Genomic DNA, 24,021 nt, shown 5'->3' on the forward strand with positions numbered 1-24,021 from the left:
CCAGCAACCAATACCTGCTGTCGGGCAAGCGCCACGCCACGGGCATGGAGTTCAATTTTGCCGGCCGCATCACGCCGCAGTGGGAAGTGTTCTACAACCACACCTGGATTCCCGAGGCTCGCATCGACGTCAGCAGCGTGACCTTGAGCTCCTCAGGCACAGGTGCGCAAGTCCAGGGAGATCGCCCAGCGCTGACCCCCAAACACAGCGCCAGCTTGTGGAGCACATACAAGCTCAATGCCTTGTGGCGTGCAGGTACAGGTCTGAACTACCGAGGTGAGCAAAACCCCGAAGGCCAGCGCACCATCACGGCCTCCGCCTTCACCACCGTTGACGCCATGGTGGAGTACGCCGCCAGCGCAAACACCTTGGTCAAACTCAGCATCACCAACCTGACCGACAAACGGTATGCCGATGCACTCTACCGAGGCCACTACATCCCCGGCGCTGCACGCACGGTCGAGTTGAGTCTGAAAACCCTGTTCTAAGGAAAACGCCGATGCTGCTGCAGCTCAAACAAGTCCTGAGCCCGGAGGAGGTGCAACAAGCTCGCCAACTTCTGGGTGATGATGCCCCCTGGCTCGATGGCCGCGTCAGCGCGGGCAGCCAAGCCCGCACCCGCAAAAGCAACCAGCAACTGGCTCAAGACAGCAGCGCCTCGCGCCAGCTGCAAACCCTGGTGTTGCAAGCACTCAAACGCGACCCCATGTTCTTTTCGGCCGCGCTGCCACGACGCATCTTCAACCCCCTGTTCAACCGCTATGGCGGGGAGACCAATGCCTTCGGCCCACATGTGGACGGCGCCGTGATGCACTCGGCCAGCACCAGCGAATGGGTGCGCAGCGACATTTCCTGCACGGTGTTTCTGAGCGATCCACAAGACTACGACGGTGGTGAGCTGTGTGTGCAGGACACCTACGGCAGCCGAGGTGTCAAGCTGGCCGCTGGCGACGCCGTGCTCTACCCGGGCACCAGCGTGCATGAAGTCACGCCGGTAACCCGAGGTGTACGTTTGGCTTCTTTCTTCTGGATCGAAAGCATGGTGCGCAGCGACGAACAACGACGCCTACTGTTTGACCTGGACATGAACCTGCTCAAACTGCGCGCCCAACATGGAGAAACCGCCGAGACCATCGCGCTGACCGGCGTCTATCACAACCTGCTACGCCAATGGGCCAACACATGAGGGCAGACAGCTGGCGCGTCACCGGTGCGGTGTTGCTCGCCCACGTCTGCGTAGCTTGGCTGTTGAGTCAAACCCTGGTGTCCAGCATCAGCATGGGTGAGCCCGACAACGTCATCATGGCCAGCGTGGTCATGGACACACCTGCGCCGCCTGCCCCACAGCCGCAACCGCCCAAGCCGCAAGCTCAACCCGAACCGAAGCCACTGCCCCAACCCAAGGTCACGCCGCAGCTGCACCCCACGCCCGTGGTATCCAGTACCGCGCCCAGCGAGACTGCGCCTGTCGTGCCCGCCCCACCCTCTTCGCCGGCCACAGCGGCAGCTGCAGCCTCAAGCACCCAGCGCCCATCCACCAGCGCCCCCACGGTGACCTTGCCTTCCACCAACGCAGACTACCTCAACAACCCGGCTCCGCCCTACCCCCGCATGAGCCGCCGCATGGGCGAGCAAGGCACGGTGCTCATTCGCGTTTTCATCAACACCGAAGGCCGCGCCGAAAAAGCCGAAATCCGCACTTCCAGCGGCTACGCCCGTCTGGACGACACCGCTCTGGAAACCGTCAAACGCTGGCGCTATGTACCGGGCACCCGTGCAGGCGTGGCCGAAGCCATGTGGTTCAACGTGCCCATCCGATTTGTTCTCGACTGACCCCTTCAACACTTGGGGACAGGGCTAAAGATCTGTCCCCAAAGAAATGATCAATTTACTGGAGTTCTTCATGCCCACCTCTTTTGGTCTGTCCCACATCTGGACGCAAGGTGACGTTGTCACCCGTCTGATCCTCATCGCCCTGGTCACCATGTCGGTGCTCAGCTGGGTCGTCATCGTGCTCAAGGCGCTGGACGTCTGGCGCCACAAGCAAAGCGCCCTGGGCAGCGAGCAGTTCTGGCACACCACCAGCCTGGCTGAAGGTCTGGGCGTGCTCAGCCAGAGCCCAGGCAACCTGTTCTACAGCCTGGCCCAGGTCGGACAGGAAGCCACTGAGCACCACCAGGCTGCACAAAAACAACTGCACGACCGTCTGGACATCAGCGACTGGGTCACCCGCAGCCTGCGCAACACGATTGACGACCACACCACTCACCTGCAAAACGGCCTGGCCGTCCTGGCATCGATTGGCTCCACCGCTCCTTTTGTCGGCCTGTTCGGCACTGTCTGGGGCATCTACCACGCGCTGGTAAGCATTGGCGTCAATGGCAACGCCAGTATCGAAGCCGTGGCCGGCCCGATTGGCGAGACGCTGATCATGACCGCACTGGGTCTGGCCGTCGCCATTCCTGCGGTGCTGGGCTACAACGCCTTGGTGCGTGGCAACAAATTCATCATCGCCCGCATGAACCGCTTTGCGCATGACCTGCACGCCTACTACGTGACCGGCACCCGCGTGAACGCGTCCGCCCCGGCCAAGCACTGAGCATCGAGGACCCTGCCATGTCTTTTGAAGTCAGCGACAGCGATGAGGTGATGAACGAGATCAACATGACGCCCCTGGTGGACGTCATGCTGGTGCTGCTCATCATCTTCATCATCACCATCCCGGTGGTGCAGCATGCGGTCAAGGTCGAGCTGCCCCGCGCCAGCAGCAGCAAAGACAAGACCCCGCCCGAAAACCTGCAATTGGCGGTGGACAGCCAGGGTCAGTTCTTTTTGGGCAAACAGCCTGTGGCCGCCGATGCGCTCGAAGACGCGCTGCGCGCACACGCAGGCAAAGACCCGCAGCCCCAGCTCTACATTCGTGGCGACAAGAAAGTGCCCTACGAGCATGTGGCCCAGGCCATGACCGCCGCCCAGCGCGCCGGTCTGACCAAGATCGGCTTTGTCACCGAAGGCAAGCAGCCCTAAAGCACCAAAGCCCCAAAAGCATGAGCTCCCGCCCACCAAGCCCCTCCAGCCCGGCGGTGTCACCCGCCGCAGCGCCTCGCGCGGCCGCTGCGGGCGCGGCGAACGTGGTGCTGGACAGCGAGACCTTGTTCGCAGGCCAGCAAACCGTGCTGATCCGGCACCAAGGTGAGGTCTACCGCCTGCAAAAAACCCGACAGGGGAAATTAATCCTGACCAAATAGCCTACAGCGGTTGTTCTAGCGCCTGGTTATTGGAACTCAGCGATAATTCAAAGGCTGTAAATCCTCCCCTTGAACGACACATGAACCTCAAGCCTTGGAGTGTGGTGCTGGGCGGCGGGCTCATGGGCCGTTTGCTTGCCAGCACCCTGGCCCGAAACGGGCACCGCGTTGAACTTTTCGAAGCCCAACAAGCCGATGCGCAAGGCGCTGCCGCCCGCGTGGCTGCGGCCATGCTGGCGCCTTTGGCTGAATCGGCCATCACCGAACCCGGCGTGGTGCGCATGGGCGAATACGCCCTCTCGCGCTGGCCCCAGTTGCTGCAGTCCTTGCCTGAGCCGGTGTACTTTCAACAAAACGGCACCCTTATTCTTTGGCATCGGCAAGACCAGGCTGAAGCCCGGCGCTTTGCTCAACTGATTGCACGCAACCAGCAACGCCAGCCAAGCCTGCCTGCCCCCGTAGCACTGGAAACAACAGGCCTGGCTGAACACGAGCCTGCCGTGGCCGATCGGTTTGCACAAGGTTTGTACCTCCCCGGCGAAGGCCAGCTGGACAACCGCCAGCTGCTGTCCGCCTTGTGGACCGACCTGGCACGGCAAGGTGTTGAAGTGCATTGCGACAGCCCGCGTGACGTCACAGACTTTTCAGCCGGCGCCCCTGGTCAGCCCGACTGGGTGTTTGACTGCCGCGGCCTGGGAGCCCGCACCGAATGGAGCCAGCTACGCGGCGTGCGCGGCGAGGTGGTTCGCCTGCATGCCCCCGAGGTCACGCTACAGCGCCCTACCCGCCTGATCCACCCGCGTTACCCGATCTACATTGCCCCCAAGCAGGACCATGTGTTCGTGATCGGCGCCACCGAGATCGAGACTGAAGACCTCTCGCCTGCCAGCGTGCGCTCCACGCTGGAGTTGCTCAGTGCCGCCTACACCGTGCACAGCGGTTTTGCAGAGGCACGCATTCTGGAGGTTTTAACCCAAGCGCGCCCCACCCTGCCCGACAACTTGCCCGCCGTACGCGCCCTGACGCCTCGCACCTTGCAAATCAACGGCTTGTACCGCCACGGCTTCATGATTGCACCCGCCATGCTGGATGTGGTCATGCAATGGGTGTCTCAACACACGACCGAATTGGCGCAAAGCTTTGACATGCGCTTTGACCATGACTGATTCCTCTATCAACGTCACCATCAACCAGCAAACCCACGCCTTGCCGGCTGGCGCTTGCCTAAACGACGCGGTGCAAGCCAGCGGTATCAAGCCGCCCTTTGCCGCTGCCGTCAATTTGCAGTTTGTGCCCAAAAGCCAATACGCCACGCACCTGCTGCAAAGCGGCGACCGTATTGAACTCATCTCCCCCATCACTGGAGGCTGACCCCTCATGAGCTCTACCCCCTCTGACGCCCTGGTCCTGTACGGCCAAAGCTTTGACTCCCGACTGCTGCTGGGCACCTCGCGTTACCCCTCGCCTGCTGTGCTGCTGGAAGCGATTGAGCGCTCCAAACCTGCCATGCTGACAGCCTCGTTGCGCCGTCAGACCGGCGCAGGCCATGCCTCGCAAGACTTCTGGAATTTGCTGCGTCAGGCCAACGTACCGGTGCTGCCCAACACCGCGGGTTGCCACAGCCTGCAGGAAGCGATCACCACCGCAGAGATGGCACGCGAAGTGTTCGAAACCGACTGGATCAAGCTCGAGCTCATTGGCGATGACTACACCTTGCAGCCTGACACCCTGCAACTGGTGGATGCAGCCAGCCGCTTGATCAAATCCGGCTTCAAGGTCCTGCCCTACACCACTGACGACCTGGTGCTGTGTCAGCGCCTGGTGGATGTGGGTTGCCAAGCCGTCATGCCCTGGGCTGCGCCTATTGGCACCGGCAAAGGCCCCATCAACCCCTACGCCTTGCAAACCCTGCGCCAGCGCCTGGATGTGCCGCTGATTGTGGACGCCGGGCTGGGCCTGCCTTCACACGCCTGCCAAGTACTGGAATGGGGTTTTGACGCCGTGCTGCTCAACACCGCCGTGGCTTTGGCACAGGACCCGGTGCAAATGGCCGGCGCCTTTGCCGACGCTGTGCAGGCCGGCCGCGCAGCGTGGCGCTCAGGTGCCATGCAGGCGCAAGACCACGCCCAACCCAGCACCCCTGTGCTGGGCACGCCGTTTTGGCACCAGGACAAGAACGCATGAATGCACGCGAGGCCCTGACGCAAGCGCTGGTGGCACGGCATGCTGCCATGCAAACCGAGCACAGCTGCGACTTCGAGCAAGCACTTCGCGCCGATGAGCTCTTCCTGCCCGACGAACAAGCCGCTGTGCGCCAGGCCTGCCGCATGCTGGGCTTTGTGGAAGAAGACGCACGCTTGCTGGACCAAGCCTGGCAGCGCCAAAGCCAACGCACGGGGCACTTCGACCCCACACATTGGCCCGACAGCGCACAAGACTTCGGCCTTGTCCCCTGGCCGCGCAACAATGCTTTTGCACCATGCCCGGAACACCTGGGGCTGTACGCAGTGTTGCCGGATGCGGCATGGATCGCTCGTATGGCGCAAGCGGGCGTACCCACCGTTCAGCTGCGCTTCAAGTCCACCGACCAGGAAGCCGTGCGCCGCGAAGTGCGCACCGCAGTGCAAGCTGTCAAAGGCACAAGCAGCCTGCTCTTCATCAACGACCACTGGAAAATCGCCATCGAAGAAGGTGCTTATGGCGTGCACCTGGGCCAGGAAGACATGGACGAGGCGCAGCTGGAAACCATCCGCCAAGCAGGCCTGCGCCTGGGCCTGAGCACGCATGGCTACGGCGAACTGCTGCGCGCCCAGGCTGTGAGCCCGAGCTATCTGGCTTTAGGTGCCGTGTTCCCTACCACGCTCAAAAAGATGAAAACCGCGCCGCAAGGCCTGGGCCGTTTGGGTGCCTATGCCCGCCTGATGAAAGGGCGCAGCCTGGTGGCCATTGGCGGCATTGACCTTAACGCCGTGCCCGATGTGATGCGCACTGGTGTTGGTTCCATTGCCGTGGTGCGTGCCATCACCGCTGCCGAGCAGCCCGATCAGGCGGCACTCGCCTTTCAACAAGCCATGAAGCTGAGCTGATTTCGCCAGATCTTCAGCTCAGGTTCAATAAATCAGCCGCTTCCTGCGCGGCCACGCGACCTTCATCGGTGGGCACCACCCATACCGGCACTGCACTGTCTGGCGCATGAATGGCGACCACCGCATCGCCACGCGCCTGCGTGTTGGCCTGTTCATCCAGGCGCAGACCCAGCCAATGCAGTTGCTGTACGGCTTGAGCGCGAATGACAGCGTCGTGCTCGCCAATGCCGCCGCTGAAAGCCAGCACATCCAGCCCCTGCATGCAGGCGACCATGGCCCCACTCTCACGCACCAGCCGGTGCACGAACAAATCCACCGCCAGTTGCGCTTGGGGCGTATTGCTCGCGTGCAGCGCGCGCATGTCTGCACTCAGGCCTGACACGCCCAACAAACCGCTTTGTTTGTAGAGCAGGCTTTCGATGCGGTCGTGGCTCCAGCCCTGCGCCATCAGCTCCAGCACCACACCGGGGTCCAGCGTGCCACTGCGGGTGCCCATCATCAAACCGTCCAGCGCGGAGTAGCCCATGCTGGTGGCCACGCTGCGCCCCTGCACTGCAGCGCACACGCTGGCGCCATTGCCCAGATGTGCCATCAACACCCGGCCTTGTGCGCGGTCGCTGTGCTGCTGCAGCTGGCCCATGATGAACTGGTAAGACAGGCCATGAAAACCGTAGCGGCGCATGCCCTGTTGATGCAATGCTTCAGGCAGGGCAAATCGTTGATGCAACTCTGGCATGTGGGCATGAAAAGCCGTATCAAAACATGCCACCTGCGGCACCCCGGCAAACGCTTGGGCAAAGGCCCGAATCCCTGCCAGATTGGCCGGTTGGTGCAGCGGCGCCAGGGAGATCAATTCCTCCAAGGCTTCCATCACTTTATCGGTCACACGCACGCTGCTGGTAAATCGAGTGCCACCGTGCACCACACGGTGGGCCACCGCCGCGATCGGCGGCAAATGAAGGCTGGCGTTCAACAAGGTCTGCAAACGCGCCAGGGCGGCCAGCCAGAGCGACTGCCTAGCGGCCACAAGCAACACCTCTTCGTGTTTTTGGCCTTCGTAGCTCCAGCTCAAGACTGGTTGGCCATCGGGCTGCAAGCCCGTGAAAGCACCCACCAGCACGCCCGCACGCATACCTTGTGGCCCACGCACATGCACCGAAAACTTCAACGAAGAAGAGCCCGCGTTGACTGCCAGGATGGCCATGGTCTGCGAACCCTTCAGGCTGTGGTGAATTTTTCGCGGGCCTGCTGCAAATCTTGCGATTTGCAACGCTGCGCATGCCCAGCCACCAAGGCCAGCAAAGCAGAAGAAACGCGAGCCGCTGGCCCATCAGCGCGGCTGGTCAGCGCAATCGGCACGCCTGCGCCCAGCACCAAGCCTGAGCCACTGGCTCCAGCCAGATATTCCAGCTGCTTGGCCAGCATGTTGCCCGACTCCAGATCGGGCACCAGCAAAATGTCTGCATCACCCGCCACGGGGGACACGATGTGCTTAATCTGTGCGGCTTGCGCAGAAATGGCGTTGTCAAACGCCAGAGGGCCGTCGAGCACGCCATCACGAATTTGGCCACGATCGGCCATCTTGCACAGCGCCGCTGCATCCAGTGTGGAGGCAATTGCCGGATTCACCGTCTCCACCGCAGACAAAATCGCCACCTTGGGCTGGGGCGTCCCCATTTGCCGAACGAAATCGATCGCGTTTTGAACAATATCGACCTTGTCCATCAAGCTGGGCGCAATATTGAGCGCCGCATCCGTCACCCACAAAGGCTTAGGATAGGTGGGCACATCAAACCGGAACACATGCGACATGCGCCTGCCCGTGCGCAAGCGCGGTTGCTGCAGTACGGCGTGCAGCAACTCATCGGTATGCAGGCTGCCTTTCATGAGGATGTGCACTTCGCACTGCGCGGCCAGCTCTGCGGCTTTCTCGGCGGCTGCATGGCTGTGCGGCACATCAACCAGTTCTACTGCAGCAATGTCCAAACCAGCTTGCTCGGCGATTGCGCGAATTTTGTAAGCGGGGCCAACCAACACGGGCACGATCAGCCCATGCGCCGCCGCATCCAGTGCACCAGCCAAGGATTCGGCATCGCAAGGGTGCACCACGGCACAGCGCAAAGCCTCGAGTCCCTTGGCCTTTTGCAGCAAGGCTTGCAACCGTGCCTGTGGATCAAACAGCTGAATCAAGGGTGCCTGGATTTTGGGGCGACGCATCTTTTGGGTAGGGGCCACCACCACAGCCTGACCGCAAATGACATCTTGCCCATGCTGGTTGACCACGGCACAGTCCAGCGTGACCCGATGTTGTTTGTCCTGCTTGGAGAGCACTGTCACGCGCACGTTCAGGGTATCGCCCACCCGCACTGGCTGCAAAAACTTCAGGTCCTGTTCCAGATAAATCGTACCCAGGCCTGGAAACTGCGTCCCCAACACCGCTGAAATCAGCGCCCCGCCCCACATGCCATGCGCGATCACGCCATGGAACAAGGTCTGGTCTGCGTATTCCGGATCCAGGTGGGCGGGGTTGGTGTCGCCTGAGACCGCCGCAAAGGCCGCAATATCGGCTTGGGTCAGTGTGCGCGTGTGGCTTGCGCCTTGCCCTACGACCAGCTCGTCGTAGGTGTGGTTCTCAATCCATTCGGTGGCTGCAGAGGTGTTCATTCCGGCAAACTCGCTTTGTCCAATCCTTGCAGTATGCCCAAAGTTCAAGTCAGCTCGACGACAGCGCCAGACCGTGCGCTGCTGGCCAAAGCTTGCAGGGTGGCCGCGTTGTCGATACTGGCTTGCGCGGCACGCGCAATGGCGGCGTGGTCTTTGTCACGAACCACCTTGGCAAACGCCTCGGCCGCAAACCGGAACCCACTGCCCGAAGGTGAACGAATGTCCTCAAACGCCAGCGTGTTGGCAATGCCCCGGCGCACACGCATCTGGCTGGGCAAATAGCCGTAAGGGCTTTGCCCCACCGCATCGGCCGTGTGGTTAAGGTATTCCGTCTCCAGGGTGCCCGCTGTACCGCAAATGGTGGCCCGGCGCACATTGGCCACGTCCATGGCGCACATGAGTTGGGCTCGGCGCCCGTCGGCATATTCCAGCGTGGCCATGGTGGAGATGTCCACTCCACTGGCCGCCCAGCTGGACTGGGCCATCACCCGCACTGGCGCTTGCCCCATGACCAGTCGGATCAGGCTCAAGGGGTAGCTGCCTGCGTCGAGCAAGGCGCCACCACCCAGATCGGGGTTGAAGCGGATATTGCCCGTCGCCTCAGGCGCCAACGTGAACCCAAAAGAAGCCTGCACCGAGCGCACCTGACCAATGGCGTCCGACTGCAACAAGGCCAGCATGTCGCCTGTTTGCGGCTGAAAGTAATACGGGAACGACTCCAGCAGCATCACCCCGTGCTGGCGGGCTGTATCGAACATGTCTTGCGCCACATCGCGCGTCAGGGTCAAGGGCTTTTCGCAAAGCACATGTTTACCCGCACGCGCCGCGGCCATGGCCCAAGGCGCATGCATGGTGTTAGGCAAAGGCAGGTAAATGGCGTCCACATTCGGATCGGCAAGCAAGGCCTCATAGCTGCCCCAAGCTTGCGCCAAGCCAAACTGGGCCGCAAAAGCTTGTGCTTTGCACAGGTCCCGGCTGGCCACAGCCACCACCTCGACCTGATCGCTGGGCAACACATCGCGCACAAAACCGTGGGCAATTTTTGCGCAGCCCAGAACGCCCATTTTCAAACGCTTGTTCATATGCAACCCAAAATGAAAAGGGGCAACAGATCACTCTGTTGCCCCTGAAATAAATGGTCGGCGTGGCGGGATTCGAACTCGCGACCCCTTGCACCCCATGCAAGTGCGCTACCAGGCTGCGCTACACGCCGACAAGACTCAAATTATAGCCGGAATTTGGGGGTCAAATCGAGAGCAAACCACGAATTTGCACAAGCTCCTGTCGCAGTGCAGTCAAACCTTGGGCATCAATTTCATCCACCACCAAAACGCTTGCGGCCTCTGCCGGCAACGAAGTATGGGGCTCCGTGTCTTCCAGATACTCTTGAGGATGGCGCTGGGTATGGGCCATCTCCTGCAACCTGTTGCGGGCACCACTGATGGTAAAGCCCTGGTCGTACAGCAACTCACGGATACGGCGGATCATCAGCACCTCGTGGTGCTGGTAATAGCGGCGGTTGCCCCGACGCTTGACCGGGCGAAGCTGCGTAAATTCTTGCTCCCAATAGCGCAGCACGTGCGGCTTGACACCGCACAGCTCGCCCACCTCACCAATGGTGAAGTAGCGTTTGGCCGGAATCGGGGGCAAGGAAGTGTCCATCAGTTCAAGAACTTGCGCGGAAAACCTCGTAGCTTACTGCAACACGGTAGCGGACGCAAAACCCAGACAGAAAAATTCACGCACCGGGCAGCAAACCGGCCAAAAAATCCTGCACTTGAGCCTTCGAAACAGGGCGTACCAGCCGCCCCAGCTCCTCGCCCTGCTGAACCAACACCAAGGTGGGCCACAGTTTGACCTTGAACGAACGCCCTAAGGGACGTCCAGGGCCATCCTCTACAGCCACAAGCGCAAGTTGAGGCCAATGCTGCAAGGCCTGCGCTATGGGCTCACCGGCTGCCTGGCAGTGCCCGCACCAGTTGGTACCAAAAACGATCAACAGGGGCTCAACCCGCGCATCCAGTTCGGTGCGGGTCAGGGTTTCAGAGGTGTAAGCGGGCATCATGGGTTCATGATACCCGGCAGTTTCAGGCGTAGAGTCGCCGATAAGCCTCGCCAAACCGGCTGTAGCGCTGAGCAATAGCCGGCTCCAAGGCTTGCGGCTCAAAGACACGTTGCACAGGAGGCTGCACGCACACTTGCTCAACAGATCCCCCCACCGCTAACCAGCCCAGGCGAGCCGCCCCCAGAGCCCCTCCGGTGGCGCCGCCCTCATGGATTCGCAGAGGCACCTCCAGCACATCGGCCAGCAATTGTGCCCACCACGGGCTGCGCGAGCCTCCGCCCACCAACGACAGGCCTTCACAAGGCTGCTTGCTGGCATCGAGCGCCAGCCAACCATCTTTGAGTCCCCAGCTCACGCCCTCCACTACCGCATAGGCCAGATCAGCACGTTCGTGGGCCGAGCGCAAATGCAACCACCCCGCGCACGCCAAGGGGTTGTTGTGTGGCGAGCGCTCGCCATTGAGATAGGGCAAAAACAAAGGCGCATGCGTCCTACGCGTGGCGTCCAAGGTTGCGGCATCGGCCATCAGTGCTGACTCATCGGCATAACCCAGCTGGCGACAAGCCCAAGTCACAGCACTCGCCGCACTGAGCATGACCGACATCTGGTGCCAGCGTGCCGGCAAGGCGTGGCAGAACGCATGTACGGCTTTGGCCGGGTTGGGGACAAAGCGTTCACCGGACACAAAAACCACACCCGAAGTTCCCAGCGACACGAAACCTTCACCGGGCTTGACCAGACCCATGCCCACGGCGCTGGCCGCGTTGTCGCCGGCGCCTCCGGCTACGATCACCTCACCCTGCAAACCCCAGGCCTTCGCCAAGGTGGACAACAAAGGCGCACTGGCCTGGCTGCCTTCAACCAGTCGGGGCATCTGGTCAACCCGCATGCCTGTGGCCTTGAGCAAAACCTCAGACCATTGGCGTTGACCCACATCCAGCCACAAGGTTCCAGAGGCATCGGACATGTCACTCACGGCTTGCCCCGTGAGCATCAAACGAAGCCAATCCTTGGGCAACAGTACGCATGCCACGCGGGAAAAAATCTCAGGCTCGTGCTGCGCGACCCACATCAGTTTGGGGGCAGTAAAGCCTGGCATGGCCAAATTACCGCTGATGTCAGCCAGCTCAGGCAAAGCCTGCGTGAGCTGCTCACACTGAGCACCACTGCGTCCATCGTTCCAGAGCATGGCTGGCCGAAGCACCTGGCGATCGTCATCCAGCAGCACAGCTCCATGCATTTGCCCTGACAAGCCAATGGCCCGCACGCGTGCCAGAGCCACTGGATGGCTTTTTCTCAGTTGCTGCATGACCTGTTCAAGCGCAGCCCACCAATCTGCAGGTGCCTGCTCAGACCACAAAGGGTGTGGATGACTCACCAACAACGATGCATGTGCTGTACCCAACACCTGATGCTCGTCATTGAGCAGCAATGCCTTGAGCTCCGAAGTACCCAGATCCAGTCCTAAAAACACTGTCAAATTCCTGATAAAAGATTCAGAGGTGTCGCTTTTTACGCAGCACCTTTAAAGCGCGTCATCGACTGGCGGCGAAACTCGGTCGGCGTCATGCCCTTGATGTCCATGAAGCGACGGTTGAAATTGGCGACGTTGTTGAAACCCACTTCGTAGCAAATGGCAGCCACCAGCTGGTCGGTCTCCATCAACAACTGGCAGGCGCGATTGATACGCAGGCGGTTGACGAAATCGGTAAAGGTGTTGCCCGTGGCCTTTTTGAAATAGCGGCTGAACTGGCTCTCGCTCATGTCCATGCTCGCAGCCATGTCGGCAGCAGAAATGTCTTCGCCCAGGTTATTCATGATGCTTTCGAACATGTCTTCGATGCGGTTGAGCGAAGCATCATCGTCATCGCTTTGCAGCTGCACGCTGGACAGCAGGCGATAGTCGGTATGCACCGCCAGCTCCGACAAAAACGCGTAAAACGCTGCCAGCCGCTGCAAGCCTTGTGCAGACTTGACTTGTTCCCAATGCCTGCGACCGCGTTCACCAAACTCGAAAAACTCGATCCCGTATTTGGCCCGCTCCAGCATGGGCAGCAAACCACCCATTTCAGGAATCAGCTTGGCCGACGCCACCAGAGGCTCGTGCGGGAACTGGATGACAAGGTCTCGCTCGGGTACACCGCCCTCTGGCGTATCGGTAGACACCCAGTTGTGCGGCAGACGGGGCCCAGTCAACACCAGCTGTCCGGGATGAAAGTGACCAATCCAGTCACCGACAAACACTTTGCCTGTGGTGGATGTGATCAGGTGCAGCTCGTATTCATCGTGGTAATGCCAGCGCGCCAGCGGCGTGGGGTAGCCGTGCGAGAGACAACGCACAATGCCCAGGCCCTGTGTGTCTTCATAGCCCAACGCGGCGCTGCGGTTGTAGTCCTGCTCGCGTTCGGGTTTACCACTGCGTGGCATGAGTTCGTGCTTGGCAGGCATGGGCTAGTGACTTTCTTTTCAGGGATTCGCGTAGGTTCGGCCTCAGCCGGCCAGCTTGTGTGCTTGCACGAATTGTGCGACACGTTCACAGGCCCTGCGCACGGCGTTGACTAGCCTCGCATCACCAGCCATCTCGCCCCAGAGGGGTTTGTCTGCGCAGAAGGCGGCTACAGGATCGGGGGCATCGCACATCGCGTGGGCCACCGCCGGGTCCATCGCCTGGTCCTGGTAGGTGTAGGCAATTTGCCCCGCATGCCAACGCTGCAGATAGGCCAGAAACAAGGCCGGCAGCATGGCCACGCTGTCGATGCTCTCGCCACGCGCCATGCGCTGGCGAATGGTGGGCGCAATGAAGCCCGGAATCTTGGAAAACCCGTCCATCGCCACACGCTGATTGGTATCGCGAATAGCAGGATTCCCAAAGCGGTCGAGCACCACATCGCGGTACTGCGGCAGGTTGATGGGGCACGGTGCTTCTGGTGTATCCAACACCGGGATGGTGTCGTTGGTCACGTAGTCGTAGGCCAACTGGCGAATGGACGCATCGTGCGTGCCTTCGTGAATGTAGGTGTAGCCCACCAGCGTACCCGCCCAGGCGATGCACGAGTGTGTGGCGTTGAGCAGGCGGATCTTGGCTTCTTCGTAAGCATCCACCGATGTGACCATTTCCACGCCCACTTTTTCCCAGGCGGGTCGACCGGCAATGAACTTGTCTTCGATGACCCACTGGATGAAGCTCTCACCCATCAACGCAGCAGGGTCATCCACGCCGGTCGCTGCCTTGACGCGTTCGCGCACATCTGACGTGGGGCGCGGCGTGATGCGGTCCACCATGGCATTTGGGCTGGTGGTGTTGGCCTGCACCCAGGCCAGTAAGTCAGCATCGCCAATCATTTCGATGAACTGCAGCAGGCCGCTGCGCGAACGGTCACCGTTGTGGCGCAGGTTGTCGCAATTGAGCAGCGTGACCGGGCCGCTGCCACGGCGCATACGCTCGCGCAGGATAGCCGTGAGGGTGGCGTAAATGGTCGGCCCCGGTCGAGCAGCTTTGGCAGCCTCGACATCAGCTCGCAAATCGGCAAAGGTGGCCAGATCCAGTTTGTTGTTGGCGTCCAGATAGTAGCCGGCTTCGGTCACAGTGAAGGAGATGATGCGCGTGGCGAGATTCGCGCCCTGTTCGATCAGCCCGGAAAGATCGGCCGACCAAGGAATGACCTTGCGGATGGAAGTGATGCGCTCATATCGGTGCTCGCCCGCAGGCGAGATGGTTTCCAGCGTATAGGCCCCACCTTGGGCTTCCAAGGCGTCGATGGTCTCGGCCATGTCGGGACGGGTGTTGCCACCAGCCAGGCTCCAGGCGGTGTCGCCTGTTTTGATCAGCTCGTGAAGGTAAACGGCTTGGTGGGCGCGGTGAAACGAGCCCAGACCCAGATGCAGCATGACGTTCATGGTTTCAAAATTTCAAGGGTTCAAAGGTCAAATTGGGTAGGTAGCATGACCACATCGCGGATAGTCATGCCACGCGGGCGGGTCAACATGAAGAGCACGACTTCGGCCACCTCTGCAGCTTCGAGCAAGCTGCCTTTTTCGCGAGCTTCCTGCAGCTTGTCAGCTGGCCAATCAGCCAACAAGGAGGTGATCACAGGCCCTGGAGAAATGGAGCCCACTCGGATGCCGTGCTTGAACACCTGACGCCGCGTGGTCTGCACAAAACAGTCGATCGCCCACTTGGAGGAGGCATAGACCGGCTCCCAGGGCGTCGGAAAGTGCGCAGCCAGTGAGCTGGTGACAATGACATCGCCCGTCTGGCGTTCGATCATGTGACGCAACACATCGCGCACGTTTTTCATGACCACACTGATGTTGAGCTGCACCATGCGGTCAATCGCGTCCGGCTGGGCATCAAGCAAGTCACCGCCCACATACATGCCCGCATTGGCATGAAAGATATCGATCTGTCCCATGCGCTCGAGCACTTGTGGCACCAGCGTGGCGCAGGACCCTGCGTCCAGCAAGTCCAGCACCAAAGGTTGCGCGGCTTCGCCCAGATCAGCACACACCCGCTCCAGCGCTTGCGCATCGCGGTCCACCAGGACCACGCGTGCACCCTGCGACAGCATGGCTTGAGCACTGGCCAGCCCAATGCCTGAAGCGGCTCCAGTGACCACGGCCACCTTCCCAGAGAGTTTGGCGCTCATCATGTCTTCACACAGGCAAGACCACACGGCCTTGCGTATCAAACCAGTGAGCCTGCGTCAGGTTCAAACTCAGGCTCACCTGATCACCCACTTGCAGGGCGGTGCGCGCGTTTTGTCGGGACACCAGCTGCGCACCCTCGCCGGTGTGCACATAAATCAGGGTCTCGGCACCCAAGGCCTCGATCAATTCGACACGGCCTTGCAAGCCCGCGCTGGCACCCGCTTGCACGTTGACATCCTCTGGACGCAGACCCAGGCTGCCCTCTTTGGCCCCGGCAGGGGCACGGTCAGCCACCACAGCGGGCAAGTTCTGCAGCGACGTCACGTTCATCTGCGGCGTGCCAATGAACTGCGCCACAAACTGGTTGGCCGGGCGGTCGTACAGCTCCAGGGGGGTGCCCACCTGCTCGATCTGGCCGTCGCGCAGCACCACGACACGGTCGGCCAGCGTCATGGCTTCGACCTGGTCGTGCGTCACGTAAATGGTGGTGGCCCCCAGTTCGCGGTGGAGCTTGGCGATTTCCACACGGGTCTGGCCACGCAGCGCAGCGTCCAGGTTGGACAGTGGCTCGTCAAACAAGAACACCTTGGGCGCACGCACAATGGCGCGGCCAATGGCCACACGCTGGCGTTGCCCCCCCGAAAGCTCTTTCGGTGTGCGCTGCAGATACGGCGTGAGATTCAGGATGGCCGCGGCGCGCTCGACCTTCTCCTTGATCGCGGCCTCAGGTTCCTTGGCCAGCTTCAGGGCGAAGCTCATGTTTTCGTACACGCTCATATGCGGGTACAGCGCATAGCTCTGGAACACCATGGCCAGGTCACGCTTGCTCGATGGCAGGTGCGTGATGTCTCGACCGTCCAGCGACAGCTGGCCACCGTCAATGGCTTCCAGCCCCGCAATCAAGCGCAGCAAGGTGGACTTGCCGCAGCCCGAGGGACCGACAAAGACGATGAATTCGCCCGGCTCGATGTTGAGGTTGACCCCTTTGATGGCACGGTGCTCACCAAAAAATTTTTCAATGTTGTTCAGTTGTAGGAAGGACATGTCTTTACTCTTGAATCTTTGCGCTCATTGCGCTTACTTGACAGCACCAAAGGTCAGGCCTTGAACCAATTGTTTCTGGCTGAACCAGCCAAAGACGACTATGGGGGCAATCGCCAACAAGGAGGCTGCGGACAGCTTGGCCCAGAACAATCCCTCTGGGCTGGAATAGCTGGCAATCAAGGTCGCCAACGTGCCCCCCTTGGCAGCGGTCAGGTTCAGACTCCAGAAGGCTTCGTTCCAGCTGAGCACCAGGCACAGCAAGCCCGTGGAGGCCAAACCACCCATACCCAAGGGCAACAGCACCATACGGAACTCCTGCCAAAGGGTGGCGCCGTCCATGCGGGCAGCTTCCAGAATTTCGTGGGGAATGTCCTTGAAGTGCGAATACAGCATCCACACCATGATGGGCAGGTTTGACAACGTAAAGACGATGATCAGTGCCAACTGGGTGTCCAGCAGATGCGCTTTTTGTGCCAGCACGTAAATGGGGACCAGCGCGCCTACGGCAGGCATCATCTTGGTCGAAAGCATCCACATCAAAATATCCTTGGTGTGTTTGCTCTTGAAAAAGGCCATTGAATACGCTGCAGGTGCTGCCAGCAGCAAACCCAGCACCGTGGACAACACGCTGGTAATGACCGAGTTCTTGGCGTACAACAAGTAATCACTGCGTTCTTGCACTTCGGCAAAATTCTCCAAAGTCGGCTCAAACACGATCAGCGGCGGCACCGAAATGGCCTGCAATTCGGTTTTGAACGCCGTCAGCAACAGCCAGGCCAGCGGAAAAAATAACAGCAAGGTTACCGCCCAGGCCGCCAGCGTGCGCAGTACCAGGACCAGAGAAAAATCAGATCGACGAGACACCACAACGCTCCTTATTTATCAAGGCTCTTGCCGACCATGCGCATCAAGAAGATGGCGGCAATATTGGCCAACACGACTGCAAACAGCGCACCCGCAGAGGCCACGCCCGCGTCGAAGTTGAGCAAGGCTTGCTTGAAGATCAGGAAAGCCACGTTGGTGCTGGCATCGCCCGGACCACCACCGGTGGTGGTGTAGATCTCGGCAAAAATGCTCAGCAGAAAAATCAGTTCAATCATCACCACCACCGCCACAGAGCGTGCCAGGTGTGGGATGTACAGGTAGCGCAGTTGCTGCAGGTAGTTGGCACCATCCATGCGCGCAGCCTCGATCTGCTCTCGGTTCATGCTTTGCAACGAGGTGATGAAAATCAGAGCCGCAAACGGTAGCCATTGCCAGGACACCATGATGATCACCGACAGCAGCGGCAGATCTTCCAGCCAGTTGATAGGCGTAGCGCCAAAGAAAAGCCAGACCTGTGCCAAGACCCCGTAGATCGGGTTCATCATCATGTGCTTCCACAGCAGTGCGTTGACCGTGGGCATGACAAAGAAGGGAGAAATCAGGAGCACACGCACCAGACCGCGCCCCGGGAAGGGCTCATCAATCAACAGTGCCAGCGCGGCGCCCAGCACCACGGTGATCACAATCACGCTGCCCAACAACAGCACCGTGTTCATTACGGCCGGCCAGAATGAGGGGTCGGTGACAAAGAATTCGAAGTTCTCCAAGCCAATGAACCCACTTTGCTCGGGTTGCATCAGGTTGAAGCGAATGGTCGAAAAATAAATCGACATCACCAACGGCACAATCATCCACAGGAAGAGCGTGAGGATGGCGGGCGTCATCAGGACGCGAGGCAAAAAACGTTTCATGCGAGGGATCCCAAAGAAGGTGACCGCCTTGCGACGGACACCTCCAACCCATGAAAAAAACACACCCGGCAGAGACACCCGCCTCTGCCGGATTCAGGCGATTACTTGTAGTAACCAGCCTTGCGCATTTCGCGGTCAGCCGCGGTTTGCGAAGCTTTCAGAGCCGCATCGACCGACGTCTTGCCAGCCAAGGCCGCGCTCATTTGCTGGCCCACAGCGATACCGATCGACTGAAACTCCGGGATGGCGGCAAATTGCACGCCCACGTAGGGGCTCTTGGGCAAAGTGCTGTCGTTGGGGTTGGCGCTGTCGATAGCAGCCTTCTCAGCAGCAGCAAATTTGGCCGCTTTCTGGAAGTTGGGGTTAGCGTAAGTGGACTTGCGCGTACCGGTAGGCACACTGGCCCATCCGTTGGTTTTGGCCACCAGCTCGATGTAGTCCTTGGACGTGGCCCAGGTCACGAACTTCTGGGCAGCGTCAGCCTTTTGGGTACCGGCCGGAATGGCCAGCGCCCAGGCCCACAACCAGTTGGCACCCTTGGGGGTCACTTTGGTCGGCGCTTGTGCAAAGGCCACCTTGTCGGCCACTTTGGACTGTTTGGCATCGGTGATGAACGAAGCTGCAATGGTGGCGTCGATCCACATGCCGCACTTGCCTTCGTTGTACAGCGCCAGGATTTCGTTGAAGCTGTTGGCCGAAGAGCCAGGAGGGCCGTATTTGTTCAACAGGTCCACATAGAAGCCGATGGCGTCTTTCCAGGGCTTGGATTCCAGTTGTGGCTTCCAGCTCATGTCAAACCACTGCCCCCCATGGGTGTTGACGAGCGTGGACAGGAAGGCCATGTTGTCGCCCCAGCCCGGTTTGCCGCGCAGGCAGATGCCGTACACGCCATTCTTGGGGTCGTGAATTTTGGAGGCCAGGGTGGTGATCTCGTCCCAGGTGGGCTTGTCAGCCACCTTGATGCCAGCCTTGTCAGCCAGGTCCTTGCGGTACATCAGCATGGAGCTTTCGCCGTAGAAAGGCACGGCGAACATTTTGCCGTCCACCGACAAGCCATTGCGCATGGCGGGCAGCAGGTCGTCAGCGTCGTACTTGGCGTCGGCCTTGATTTCCTTGAGCCAGCCCTTCTTGCCCCAGATGGGGGTTTCGTACATGCCAATGGTCATGATGTCGAACTGACCGCCCTTGGTGGCGATGTCGGTCGTCACGCGCTGACGCAGCACGCCTTCTTCCAGAGTGACCCACTTGAGTTTGATGTCGGGATTGGCTTTTTCGAACTCAGGGCTGAGTTTCTGCATTTCGATCATGTGGCCGTTGTTAACGGTGGCGATGACCAGTTCGGTGGCTGCGTGCGCAGCGCCTGCGGCAAGCAAGCCGGCTGCCATGAGGGCAGAGAATTTCAATTTCACGTTCGTCTCCTGATTGGAAGATTGGTTGGTTGATAGCGGCAACAGACAACACTCCGCTAGGGGCAAATTCTGTGATATCGATTTGCATTGTTTTGTACATGTCAGATACGTAATGGTATTTTTTTGCGCATCTTTATCGGTATTTTCCCTAAAAATCCGCCTTAAAGTTTATTTTTTGACCATTTCGACGAGTTCGATTGCAATAAGTCTTTACTTTCGCTTGGGCTTGGCCCCGTCAGAAGCTCTCGTCACCGGCGAGACATCAGGACATACCCACCCCCCGCCTCAGAGTGCACGCCTTACGTTAGGATGACATTTCACGCTTTTCCAACGCGCGACATGAAGGAGACAACCATGCGCTTGATTCGCAAAATGACCTTGGCCCTGGGCCTGGGAGCCGCCCTGATTTCCGGAGCCGCCATGGCTCAGCAGCAATTCGTCAACGTGCTCACTGGTGGGCAAAGTGGCGTGTACTACCCTCTGGGCGTAGCTGTTTCCCAGATTTACGGCAAAAGCATCCCCAATGTCCGCTCCACTGCGCAGGTGACCAAGGCCTCGGCCGAGAACCTGAACCTGCTGCAAGCGGGTCGAGGCGAGTTGGCTTTTGCCTTGGCCGACTCGGTGTCTGACGCCTGGAACGGCGTGGAAGAAGCTGGCTTCAAGCAAAAGCTCTCCAAGCTGCGCGGCCTGTCCGCCACTTACAACAACTACATTCAGATCGTGGCCAATGCGGACTCGGGCATCAAGAGCCTGGCCGACCTCAAGGGCAAGCGCGTGTCTGTGGGTGCCGCCAAGTCGGGTACCGAACTCAACGCCCGCGCCTTGCTCAAGGCTGCTGGCCTGAGCTACAGCGATCTTGGCAAGGTGGAATACCTGCCCTTTGGTGAGTCTGTGGAGCTCATGAAAAACCGCCAGCTGGACGCCACCCTGCAGTCCGCCGGCTTGGGCGTGGCCTCGATCCGTGACTTGTCTACGGCCATCAAGATCGTGATCGTGCCGATCGGCGCAGACGTGATTGCCAAAGTGGGTGATGCGGCCTACCAGCCTGCGGTCATTCCGGCAAACACCTACACGGGCCAGACAGCCGATGTGGCCACCTGCGCCATTCCCAACTTCCTGGTCACGCACAGCGGCGTCTCCGATGATCTGGCCTACCAAATGGCCAAGCAGCTCTACGCCAACCTGGACACGCTGCACGCTGCGCACAACGCAGCCAAAGCCATCAAGCTGGAAAACGCCATCAAGGGCATGCCCGTGCCTCTGCACCCGGGTGCAGAGCGCTTTTACAAAGAAGCGGGTCTGATCAAGTAAGCTTTTTTTCTGGCCCTGCCCTGCCGGGGTCGTTTTGTCCGCACACAGAAGTACCGTCATGACCGACATCGCTGCCTCACACAAAACGACCCTGCGGGGCCCTCTTTTTTATATCGCGATTGCCTTCTCTGTCTTCCAGATCTGGATGGCGTCTTACCAACCCCTGTCCAGTCAGGTGGTACGCGCCCTGCATGTGGGCTTTGTGCTGCTGCTGATTTACACGCTCTACCCCCCCTTCGAATCGGCGCGAAGCAGCGTTCGCCGTTTCGGTCTGGCTCTGGGCTGGATGCTGGGGCTTGCAGGTTTTGCCACTGGTCTTTACCAGTGGGTTTTTGAAGCTGATTTGACCCAACGCGCCGGGGAGATTGTGGGGGCTGACTGGTGGGTGGGCCCTGTGCTGCTGGTGCTGGTTTTTGAAGCGGCACGCCGCGTCATGGGCTGGGGCTTGCCGGTGGTTTGCGCGGTGTTTTTGGCTTATGCCGTATGGGGACAGTACATGCCCGGTGCGCTGGCCCACCGGGGCTATGGACTGGACCAGATCCTCAGCCAGATGAGCTTTGGTACCGAGGGCATTTACGGCACGCCCACCTACGTGTCGTCGACCTACATTTTTCTGTTCATCCTGTTTGGCGCCTTTTTGGAGCAGGCAGGCATGATCAATCTGTTCAATGACCTGGCCATGGGCACTGTGGGCCACACGCGTGGCGGCCCGGCCAAGGTATCGGTGATTTCGTCGGGACTGATGGGCACCATCAATGGCTCAGGCGTGGCCAATGTGGTGACCACCGGACAATTCACCATTCCCCTGATGAAGCGCTTTGGCTACAGCCCGGCGTTTGCCGGCGGTGTGGAAGCGACGGCCAGCATGGGAGGTCAAATCATGCCCCCGGTGATGGGCGCGGTGGCTTTCATCATGGCCGAAACCATCGACGTGCCTTATGTGGAAATCGTCAAGGCTGCCCTGATTCCGGCCATTTTGTATTTCCTCACCGCCTTCTGGATGGTGCACCTGGAGGCAGGTCGCAAAGGCCTTGTTGGTTTACCCAAGGAGGAGTGCCCCAACCCCTGGACGGCTGTACGCTTGCGTTGGTACCTGATCTTGCCGCTTGCCGGCCTGGTGGCCTTGCTGTTTTCGGGCTACACCCCGCTGTTTTCAGGCTCGGTGGGGTTGGCTCTGACAGTGATCCTGATCTTCAGCGCAGCGTTGGCACAGGGCATTCAGGGCACGCCGCGTCGCGTGTTGTTCTGGATTTTGCTGGCGCTGGCCTGCAGCAGCTTTGCCCAGATGGGCATGTTGTCGTTCTTCATCATCATTTCTGTACTCCTGGTCCTCACTTGGGTGCGTCGCTTGGGCGCTGATGCTCGGCAACTGGCGTTGCAGGCCTTGGTCGATGGTGCGCGCCATGCCCTGCCCGTCGCCATTGCCTGCGCGCTGGTGGGCGTGATCATCGGGGTCATCAACCTGACGGGTGTGGCCGCAGAAATGGGTGGACAGATCATTGCCATCGGCCAGGACAACCTCTTGCTGGCCTTGATGTTGACCATGGTGACTTGCCTGGTGCTGGGCATGGGCATTCCCACCATTCCCAACTACATCATCACCAGCTCGCTGGCAGCACCCGTGCTGCTCAAGCTGGGCGTGCCGCTGATCGTTTCGCACATGTATGTGTTTTACTTCGGCATCATGGCCGACCTGACGCCGCCCGTGGCCTTGGCCGCCTTTGCTGCGGCGCCCATTGCCCGCGAAACCGGCCTGAAGATTGGTTTGCAGGCCATGCGCATTGCGGTGGCTGGGTTTGTGGTGCCGTTCATGGCTGTGTACAGCCCGGCGCTGATGTTGCAAACCGACAGCCCTGTCGCAGTGGCCTGGGTCGTGTTCAAGGCTGTGGTGGCCATTGGCATGTGGGGTTCGGGGGCCATTGGCTACCTCAAGGGCCCCTTGAACCTGTTTGAGCGCCTGTGGGCGATTGCTGCAGCGAGCTTGCTGGTGGTGGCTTACCCCATCACAGACGAAGCGGGTCTGGCGGCTGTTGCCGCTTTGCTGGTCTGGCACTTCTGGCGCCAGCGCCGCCCCGCTTGAGCACGCTGCTCAGCGCTGGCCTGTGTCTGGCTCTGGCCGCTCAAAGCGCGGCCTACCCTCCCGCCGATGCGGCTGCGCAGGCCTTTGTTCCTGGTCAGCACTTCACGCTGGCCTGGACACACTCGATCGAAAAAATCCGTTGGGAAGAAGACTACACCGTACACACAACGGACAAAGAGCGTCCCTATCTGAGCCTGGACAGGGCCCGGGTGCGCGGATCAGGCGCAGGCATGGAGCCACCCGCTGATGCAAAGCGGGTCAAGGGCTGGTATGAGTACACGCCACAAGGCACCTTGCCGCCCGCCTTACGTCTGACCCGTTCAAGCTATACCGCGGACTACACCTTGTGTGCAGATGGGCTGTGCCAGCCCATGTCGCACTGGCTGACTTCGGACGGGGACATCACCCTGATGTGGGCCTGCTCCCGTCCGTGAGCTGCATCGTTACTGACAGAAGGTCAGCCAGCGTTCTCTGGGCGCAAGTCCGGACCTGTTCCGCTGAAGCGGTCCAGCGCCAGATAAATCACCGGGGTGATAAACAGCGTCACCGCCTGCGAGAAGATCAAGCCCCCCACCACCGCCAGGCCCAAGGGCTGGCGTAACTCTGCGCCTGCCCCGATGCCCAGCGCAATCGGCAAGGCCCCCATGAGCGCCGCCAGCGTGGTCATCATGATCGGACGGAAACGCAAGATACACGCCTGACGGATCGCATGCGTAGGGTCCATACCATGG

Annotated in this window: 27 protein-coding genes and 1 tRNA gene; 13 read left to right on the top strand and 15 right to left on the bottom strand. The window is 60.1% G+C overall.

What is annotated here, in order from left to right; genetic code table 11:
• The 10 genes from AAFM15_RS02820 to thiE form a co-directional block, all read left to right on the top strand.
• Positions 1-488, top strand: a 488-nt coding sequence (locus AAFM15_RS02820) for a TonB-dependent receptor domain-containing protein (RefSeq protein ID WP_341685186.1), incomplete at its 5' end; no start/stop codon positions are given.
• A gap of 11 nt (positions 489-499) precedes the next feature.
• On the top strand, positions 500-1,186 hold the full coding sequence (locus AAFM15_RS02825; protein ID WP_341685187.1) for a Fe2+-dependent dioxygenase: 687 nt from the start codon (positions 500-502) through the stop codon (positions 1,184-1,186).
• The gene (locus AAFM15_RS02830) at positions 1,183-1,833 is read left to right on the top strand and encodes an energy transducer TonB (protein ID WP_341685188.1); all 651 of its coding nucleotides are present in this window, start codon (positions 1,183-1,185) and stop codon (positions 1,831-1,833) included. The genes AAFM15_RS02825 and AAFM15_RS02830 overlap by 4 nt, the downstream gene beginning before the upstream one ends.
• 70 nt (positions 1,834-1,903) lie before the next feature.
• Positions 1,904-2,599 (top strand): MotA/TolQ/ExbB proton channel family protein, encoded by a 696-nt coding sequence (locus AAFM15_RS02835; RefSeq protein ID WP_341685189.1) that lies wholly within the window; start codon positions 1,904-1,906, stop codon positions 2,597-2,599.
• A 17-nt stretch (positions 2,600-2,616) separates the two neighbouring features.
• Positions 2,617-3,027, top strand: coding sequence for a biopolymer transporter ExbD (locus AAFM15_RS02840; protein WP_341685190.1), 411 nt, complete (start codon positions 2,617-2,619; stop codon positions 3,025-3,027).
• Positions 3,028-3,047: 20 nt separating this feature from the next.
• On the top strand, positions 3,048-3,248 hold the full coding sequence (hemP, locus tag AAFM15_RS02845) for a hemin uptake protein HemP (RefSeq protein ID WP_341685191.1): 201 nt from the start codon (positions 3,048-3,050) through the stop codon (positions 3,246-3,248).
• An 80-nt stretch (positions 3,249-3,328) separates the two neighbouring features.
• On the top strand, positions 3,329-4,414 hold the full coding sequence (locus tag AAFM15_RS02850; RefSeq protein WP_341685192.1) for an FAD-dependent oxidoreductase: 1,086 nt from the start codon (positions 3,329-3,331) through the stop codon (positions 4,412-4,414).
• Positions 4,407-4,619 (top strand): sulfur carrier protein ThiS, encoded by a 213-nt coding sequence (thiS, locus tag AAFM15_RS02855; protein WP_371833072.1) that lies wholly within the window; start codon positions 4,407-4,409, stop codon positions 4,617-4,619. The genes AAFM15_RS02850 and thiS overlap by 8 nt, the downstream gene beginning before the upstream one ends.
• A gap of 6 nt (positions 4,620-4,625) precedes the next feature.
• Positions 4,626-5,432 (top strand): thiazole synthase, encoded by an 807-nt coding sequence (locus AAFM15_RS02860; protein WP_341685193.1) that lies wholly within the window; start codon positions 4,626-4,628, stop codon positions 5,430-5,432.
• Entirely contained in the window at positions 5,429-6,334 is a 906-nt protein-coding gene (thiE, locus tag AAFM15_RS02865; protein WP_341685194.1) for a thiamine phosphate synthase, read from the top strand. Before AAFM15_RS02860 ends, thiE begins: the two co-directional genes overlap by 4 nt.
• Before the next feature lie 13 nt (positions 6,335-6,347).
• Here thiE and AAFM15_RS02870 read toward each other — a convergent pair whose 3' ends face one another.
• The 14 genes from AAFM15_RS02870 to AAFM15_RS02935 all read right to left on the bottom strand — a co-directional run bounded on the left by AAFM15_RS02870 (position 6,348) and on the right by AAFM15_RS02935 (position 19,875).
• The gene (locus tag AAFM15_RS02870) at positions 6,348-7,538 is read right to left on the bottom strand and encodes an acetate/propionate family kinase (RefSeq protein WP_341685195.1); all 1,191 of its coding nucleotides are present in this window, start codon (positions 7,536-7,538) and stop codon (positions 6,348-6,350) included.
• Positions 7,539-7,552: 14 nt separating this feature from the next.
• Positions 7,553-8,998, bottom strand: coding sequence for a bifunctional enoyl-CoA hydratase/phosphate acetyltransferase (locus AAFM15_RS02875; protein ID WP_341685196.1), 1,446 nt, complete (start codon positions 8,996-8,998; stop codon positions 7,553-7,555).
• A gap of 44 nt (positions 8,999-9,042) precedes the next feature.
• On the bottom strand, positions 9,043-10,080 hold the full coding sequence (locus tag AAFM15_RS02880) for a Gfo/Idh/MocA family oxidoreductase (protein ID WP_341685197.1): 1,038 nt from the start codon (positions 10,078-10,080) through the stop codon (positions 9,043-9,045).
• 54 nt (positions 10,081-10,134) lie between these two features.
• Positions 10,135-10,211 (bottom strand) — tRNA-Pro (locus AAFM15_RS02885).
• A gap of 32 nt (positions 10,212-10,243) precedes the next feature.
• Positions 10,244-10,660, bottom strand: coding sequence for a MerR family transcriptional regulator (locus AAFM15_RS02890; protein WP_341685198.1), 417 nt, complete (start codon positions 10,658-10,660; stop codon positions 10,244-10,246).
• Between the two features lie 76 nt (positions 10,661-10,736).
• Positions 10,737-11,063 carry a thioredoxin family protein gene (locus AAFM15_RS02895; protein ID WP_341685199.1) on the bottom strand — a complete coding sequence of 109 codons (327 nt, stop codon included), beginning with the start codon at positions 11,061-11,063 and terminating at the stop codon, positions 10,737-10,739.
• A 22-nt stretch (positions 11,064-11,085) separates the two neighbouring features.
• Positions 11,086-12,537, bottom strand: coding sequence for a xylulokinase (gene xylB / locus AAFM15_RS02900; protein ID WP_341685271.1), 1,452 nt, complete (start codon positions 12,535-12,537; stop codon positions 11,086-11,088).
• A gap of 38 nt (positions 12,538-12,575) precedes the next feature.
• The gene (locus AAFM15_RS02905) at positions 12,576-13,511 is read right to left on the bottom strand and encodes an AraC family transcriptional regulator (protein ID WP_341685200.1); all 936 of its coding nucleotides are present in this window, start codon (positions 13,509-13,511) and stop codon (positions 12,576-12,578) included.
• A 42-nt stretch (positions 13,512-13,553) separates the two neighbouring features.
• Complete coding sequence (dalD, locus tag AAFM15_RS02910) at positions 13,554-14,960, bottom strand: D-arabinitol 4-dehydrogenase (RefSeq protein ID WP_341685201.1); 1,407 nt, start codon at positions 14,958-14,960, stop codon at positions 13,554-13,556.
• Between the two features lie 20 nt (positions 14,961-14,980).
• The gene (locus AAFM15_RS02915) at positions 14,981-15,709 is read right to left on the bottom strand and encodes an SDR family oxidoreductase (RefSeq protein ID WP_341685202.1); all 729 of its coding nucleotides are present in this window, start codon (positions 15,707-15,709) and stop codon (positions 14,981-14,983) included.
• Between the two features lie 7 nt (positions 15,710-15,716).
• Positions 15,717-16,754, bottom strand: a complete 1,038-nt coding sequence (locus tag AAFM15_RS02920; protein WP_341685203.1) for an ABC transporter ATP-binding protein — start codon at positions 16,752-16,754, stop codon at positions 15,717-15,719.
• Between the two features lie 33 nt (positions 16,755-16,787).
• On the bottom strand, positions 16,788-17,618 hold the full coding sequence (locus AAFM15_RS02925) for a carbohydrate ABC transporter permease (protein ID WP_341685204.1): 831 nt from the start codon (positions 17,616-17,618) through the stop codon (positions 16,788-16,790).
• 11 nt (positions 17,619-17,629) lie between these two features.
• Positions 17,630-18,490, bottom strand: coding sequence for a sugar ABC transporter permease (locus AAFM15_RS02930; protein ID WP_341685205.1), 861 nt, complete (start codon positions 18,488-18,490; stop codon positions 17,630-17,632).
• A gap of 101 nt (positions 18,491-18,591) precedes the next feature.
• Positions 18,592-19,875 (bottom strand): sugar ABC transporter substrate-binding protein, encoded by a 1,284-nt coding sequence (locus AAFM15_RS02935; RefSeq protein WP_341685272.1) that lies wholly within the window; start codon positions 19,873-19,875, stop codon positions 18,592-18,594.
• A gap of 378 nt (positions 19,876-20,253) precedes the next feature.
• Here AAFM15_RS02935 and AAFM15_RS02940 point away from each other — a divergent pair, with 378 nt between their 5' ends.
• From AAFM15_RS02940 to AAFM15_RS02950, 3 genes are read left to right on the top strand one after another with little or no spacing between them, the layout of a single operon-like run.
• Entirely contained in the window at positions 20,254-21,210 is a 957-nt protein-coding gene (locus tag AAFM15_RS02940; protein WP_341685206.1) for a TAXI family TRAP transporter solute-binding subunit, read from the top strand.
• A gap of 58 nt (positions 21,211-21,268) precedes the next feature.
• Positions 21,269-23,290: a TRAP transporter permease gene (locus AAFM15_RS02945; protein ID WP_341685207.1), complete on the top strand. Its 2,022-nt coding sequence runs from the start codon at positions 21,269-21,271 to the stop codon at positions 23,288-23,290.
• On the top strand, positions 23,287-23,724 hold the full coding sequence (locus AAFM15_RS02950; protein WP_341685208.1) for a DUF1850 domain-containing protein: 438 nt from the start codon (positions 23,287-23,289) through the stop codon (positions 23,722-23,724). The genes AAFM15_RS02945 and AAFM15_RS02950 overlap by 4 nt, the downstream gene beginning before the upstream one ends.
• A 23-nt stretch (positions 23,725-23,747) precedes the next feature.
• On the opposite strand, the gene AAFM15_RS02955 is transcribed toward AAFM15_RS02950, so the two are convergent.
• A partial coding sequence (locus AAFM15_RS02955; protein WP_341685209.1) for an efflux RND transporter permease subunit occupies positions 23,748-24,021 on the bottom strand: 274 nt, incomplete at its 5' end.

It is taken from the genome of Limnohabitans sp., from assembly GCF_038134685.1.
Taxonomy (GTDB): domain Bacteria; phylum Pseudomonadota; class Gammaproteobacteria; order Burkholderiales; family Burkholderiaceae_C; genus Limnohabitans_A.

Coding starts and splice junctions, on each gene's coding strand:
- AAFM15_RS02945 (WP_341685207.1), top strand. CDS start 21,269: ATGACCGACATCGCTGCCTCACACAAAACGACCCTGCGGGGCCCTCTT.
- AAFM15_RS02890 (WP_341685198.1), bottom strand. CDS start 10,660: ATGGACACTTCCTTGCCCCCGATTCCGGCCAAACGCTACTTCACCATT.
- AAFM15_RS02920 (WP_341685203.1), bottom strand. CDS start 16,754: ATGTCCTTCCTACAACTGAACAACATTGAAAAATTTTTTGGTGAGCAC.
- AAFM15_RS02905 (WP_341685200.1), bottom strand. CDS start 13,511: ATGCCTGCCAAGCACGAACTCATGCCACGCAGTGGTAAACCCGAACGC.
- AAFM15_RS02875 (WP_341685196.1), bottom strand. CDS start 8,998: ATGAACACCTCTGCAGCCACCGAATGGATTGAGAACCACACCTACGAC.
- AAFM15_RS02880 (WP_341685197.1), bottom strand. CDS start 10,080: ATGAACAAGCGTTTGAAAATGGGCGTTCTGGGCTGCGCAAAAATTGCC.
- AAFM15_RS02930 (WP_341685205.1), bottom strand. CDS start 18,490: ATGAAACGTTTTTTGCCTCGCGTCCTGATGACGCCCGCCATCCTCACG.
- thiE (WP_341685194.1), top strand. CDS start 5,429: ATGAATGCACGCGAGGCCCTGACGCAAGCGCTGGTGGCACGGCATGCT.
- AAFM15_RS02835 (WP_341685189.1), top strand. CDS start 1,904: ATGCCCACCTCTTTTGGTCTGTCCCACATCTGGACGCAAGGTGACGTT.
- thiS (WP_371833072.1), top strand. CDS start 4,407: ATGACTGATTCCTCTATCAACGTCACCATCAACCAGCAAACCCACGCC.
- AAFM15_RS02870 (WP_341685195.1), bottom strand. CDS start 7,538: ATGGCCATCCTGGCAGTCAACGCGGGCTCTTCTTCGTTGAAGTTTTCG.
- AAFM15_RS02895 (WP_341685199.1), bottom strand. CDS start 11,063: ATGATGCCCGCTTACACCTCTGAAACCCTGACCCGCACCGAACTGGAT.
- dalD (WP_341685201.1), bottom strand. CDS start 14,960: ATGAACGTCATGCTGCATCTGGGTCTGGGCTCGTTTCACCGCGCCCAC.
- AAFM15_RS02830 (WP_341685188.1), top strand. CDS start 1,183: ATGAGGGCAGACAGCTGGCGCGTCACCGGTGCGGTGTTGCTCGCCCAC.
- hemP (WP_341685191.1), top strand. CDS start 3,048: ATGAGCTCCCGCCCACCAAGCCCCTCCAGCCCGGCGGTGTCACCCGCC.
- AAFM15_RS02840 (WP_341685190.1), top strand. CDS start 2,617: ATGTCTTTTGAAGTCAGCGACAGCGATGAGGTGATGAACGAGATCAAC.
- AAFM15_RS02825 (WP_341685187.1), top strand. CDS start 500: ATGCTGCTGCAGCTCAAACAAGTCCTGAGCCCGGAGGAGGTGCAACAA.
- AAFM15_RS02915 (WP_341685202.1), bottom strand. CDS start 15,709: ATGAGCGCCAAACTCTCTGGGAAGGTGGCCGTGGTCACTGGAGCCGCT.
- AAFM15_RS02850 (WP_341685192.1), top strand. CDS start 3,329: ATGAACCTCAAGCCTTGGAGTGTGGTGCTGGGCGGCGGGCTCATGGGC.
- AAFM15_RS02935 (WP_341685272.1), bottom strand. CDS start 19,875: ATGGCAGCCGGCTTGCTTGCCGCAGGCGCTGCGCACGCAGCCACCGAA.
- AAFM15_RS02940 (WP_341685206.1), top strand. CDS start 20,254: ATGCGCTTGATTCGCAAAATGACCTTGGCCCTGGGCCTGGGAGCCGCC.
- AAFM15_RS02860 (WP_341685193.1), top strand. CDS start 4,626: ATGAGCTCTACCCCCTCTGACGCCCTGGTCCTGTACGGCCAAAGCTTT.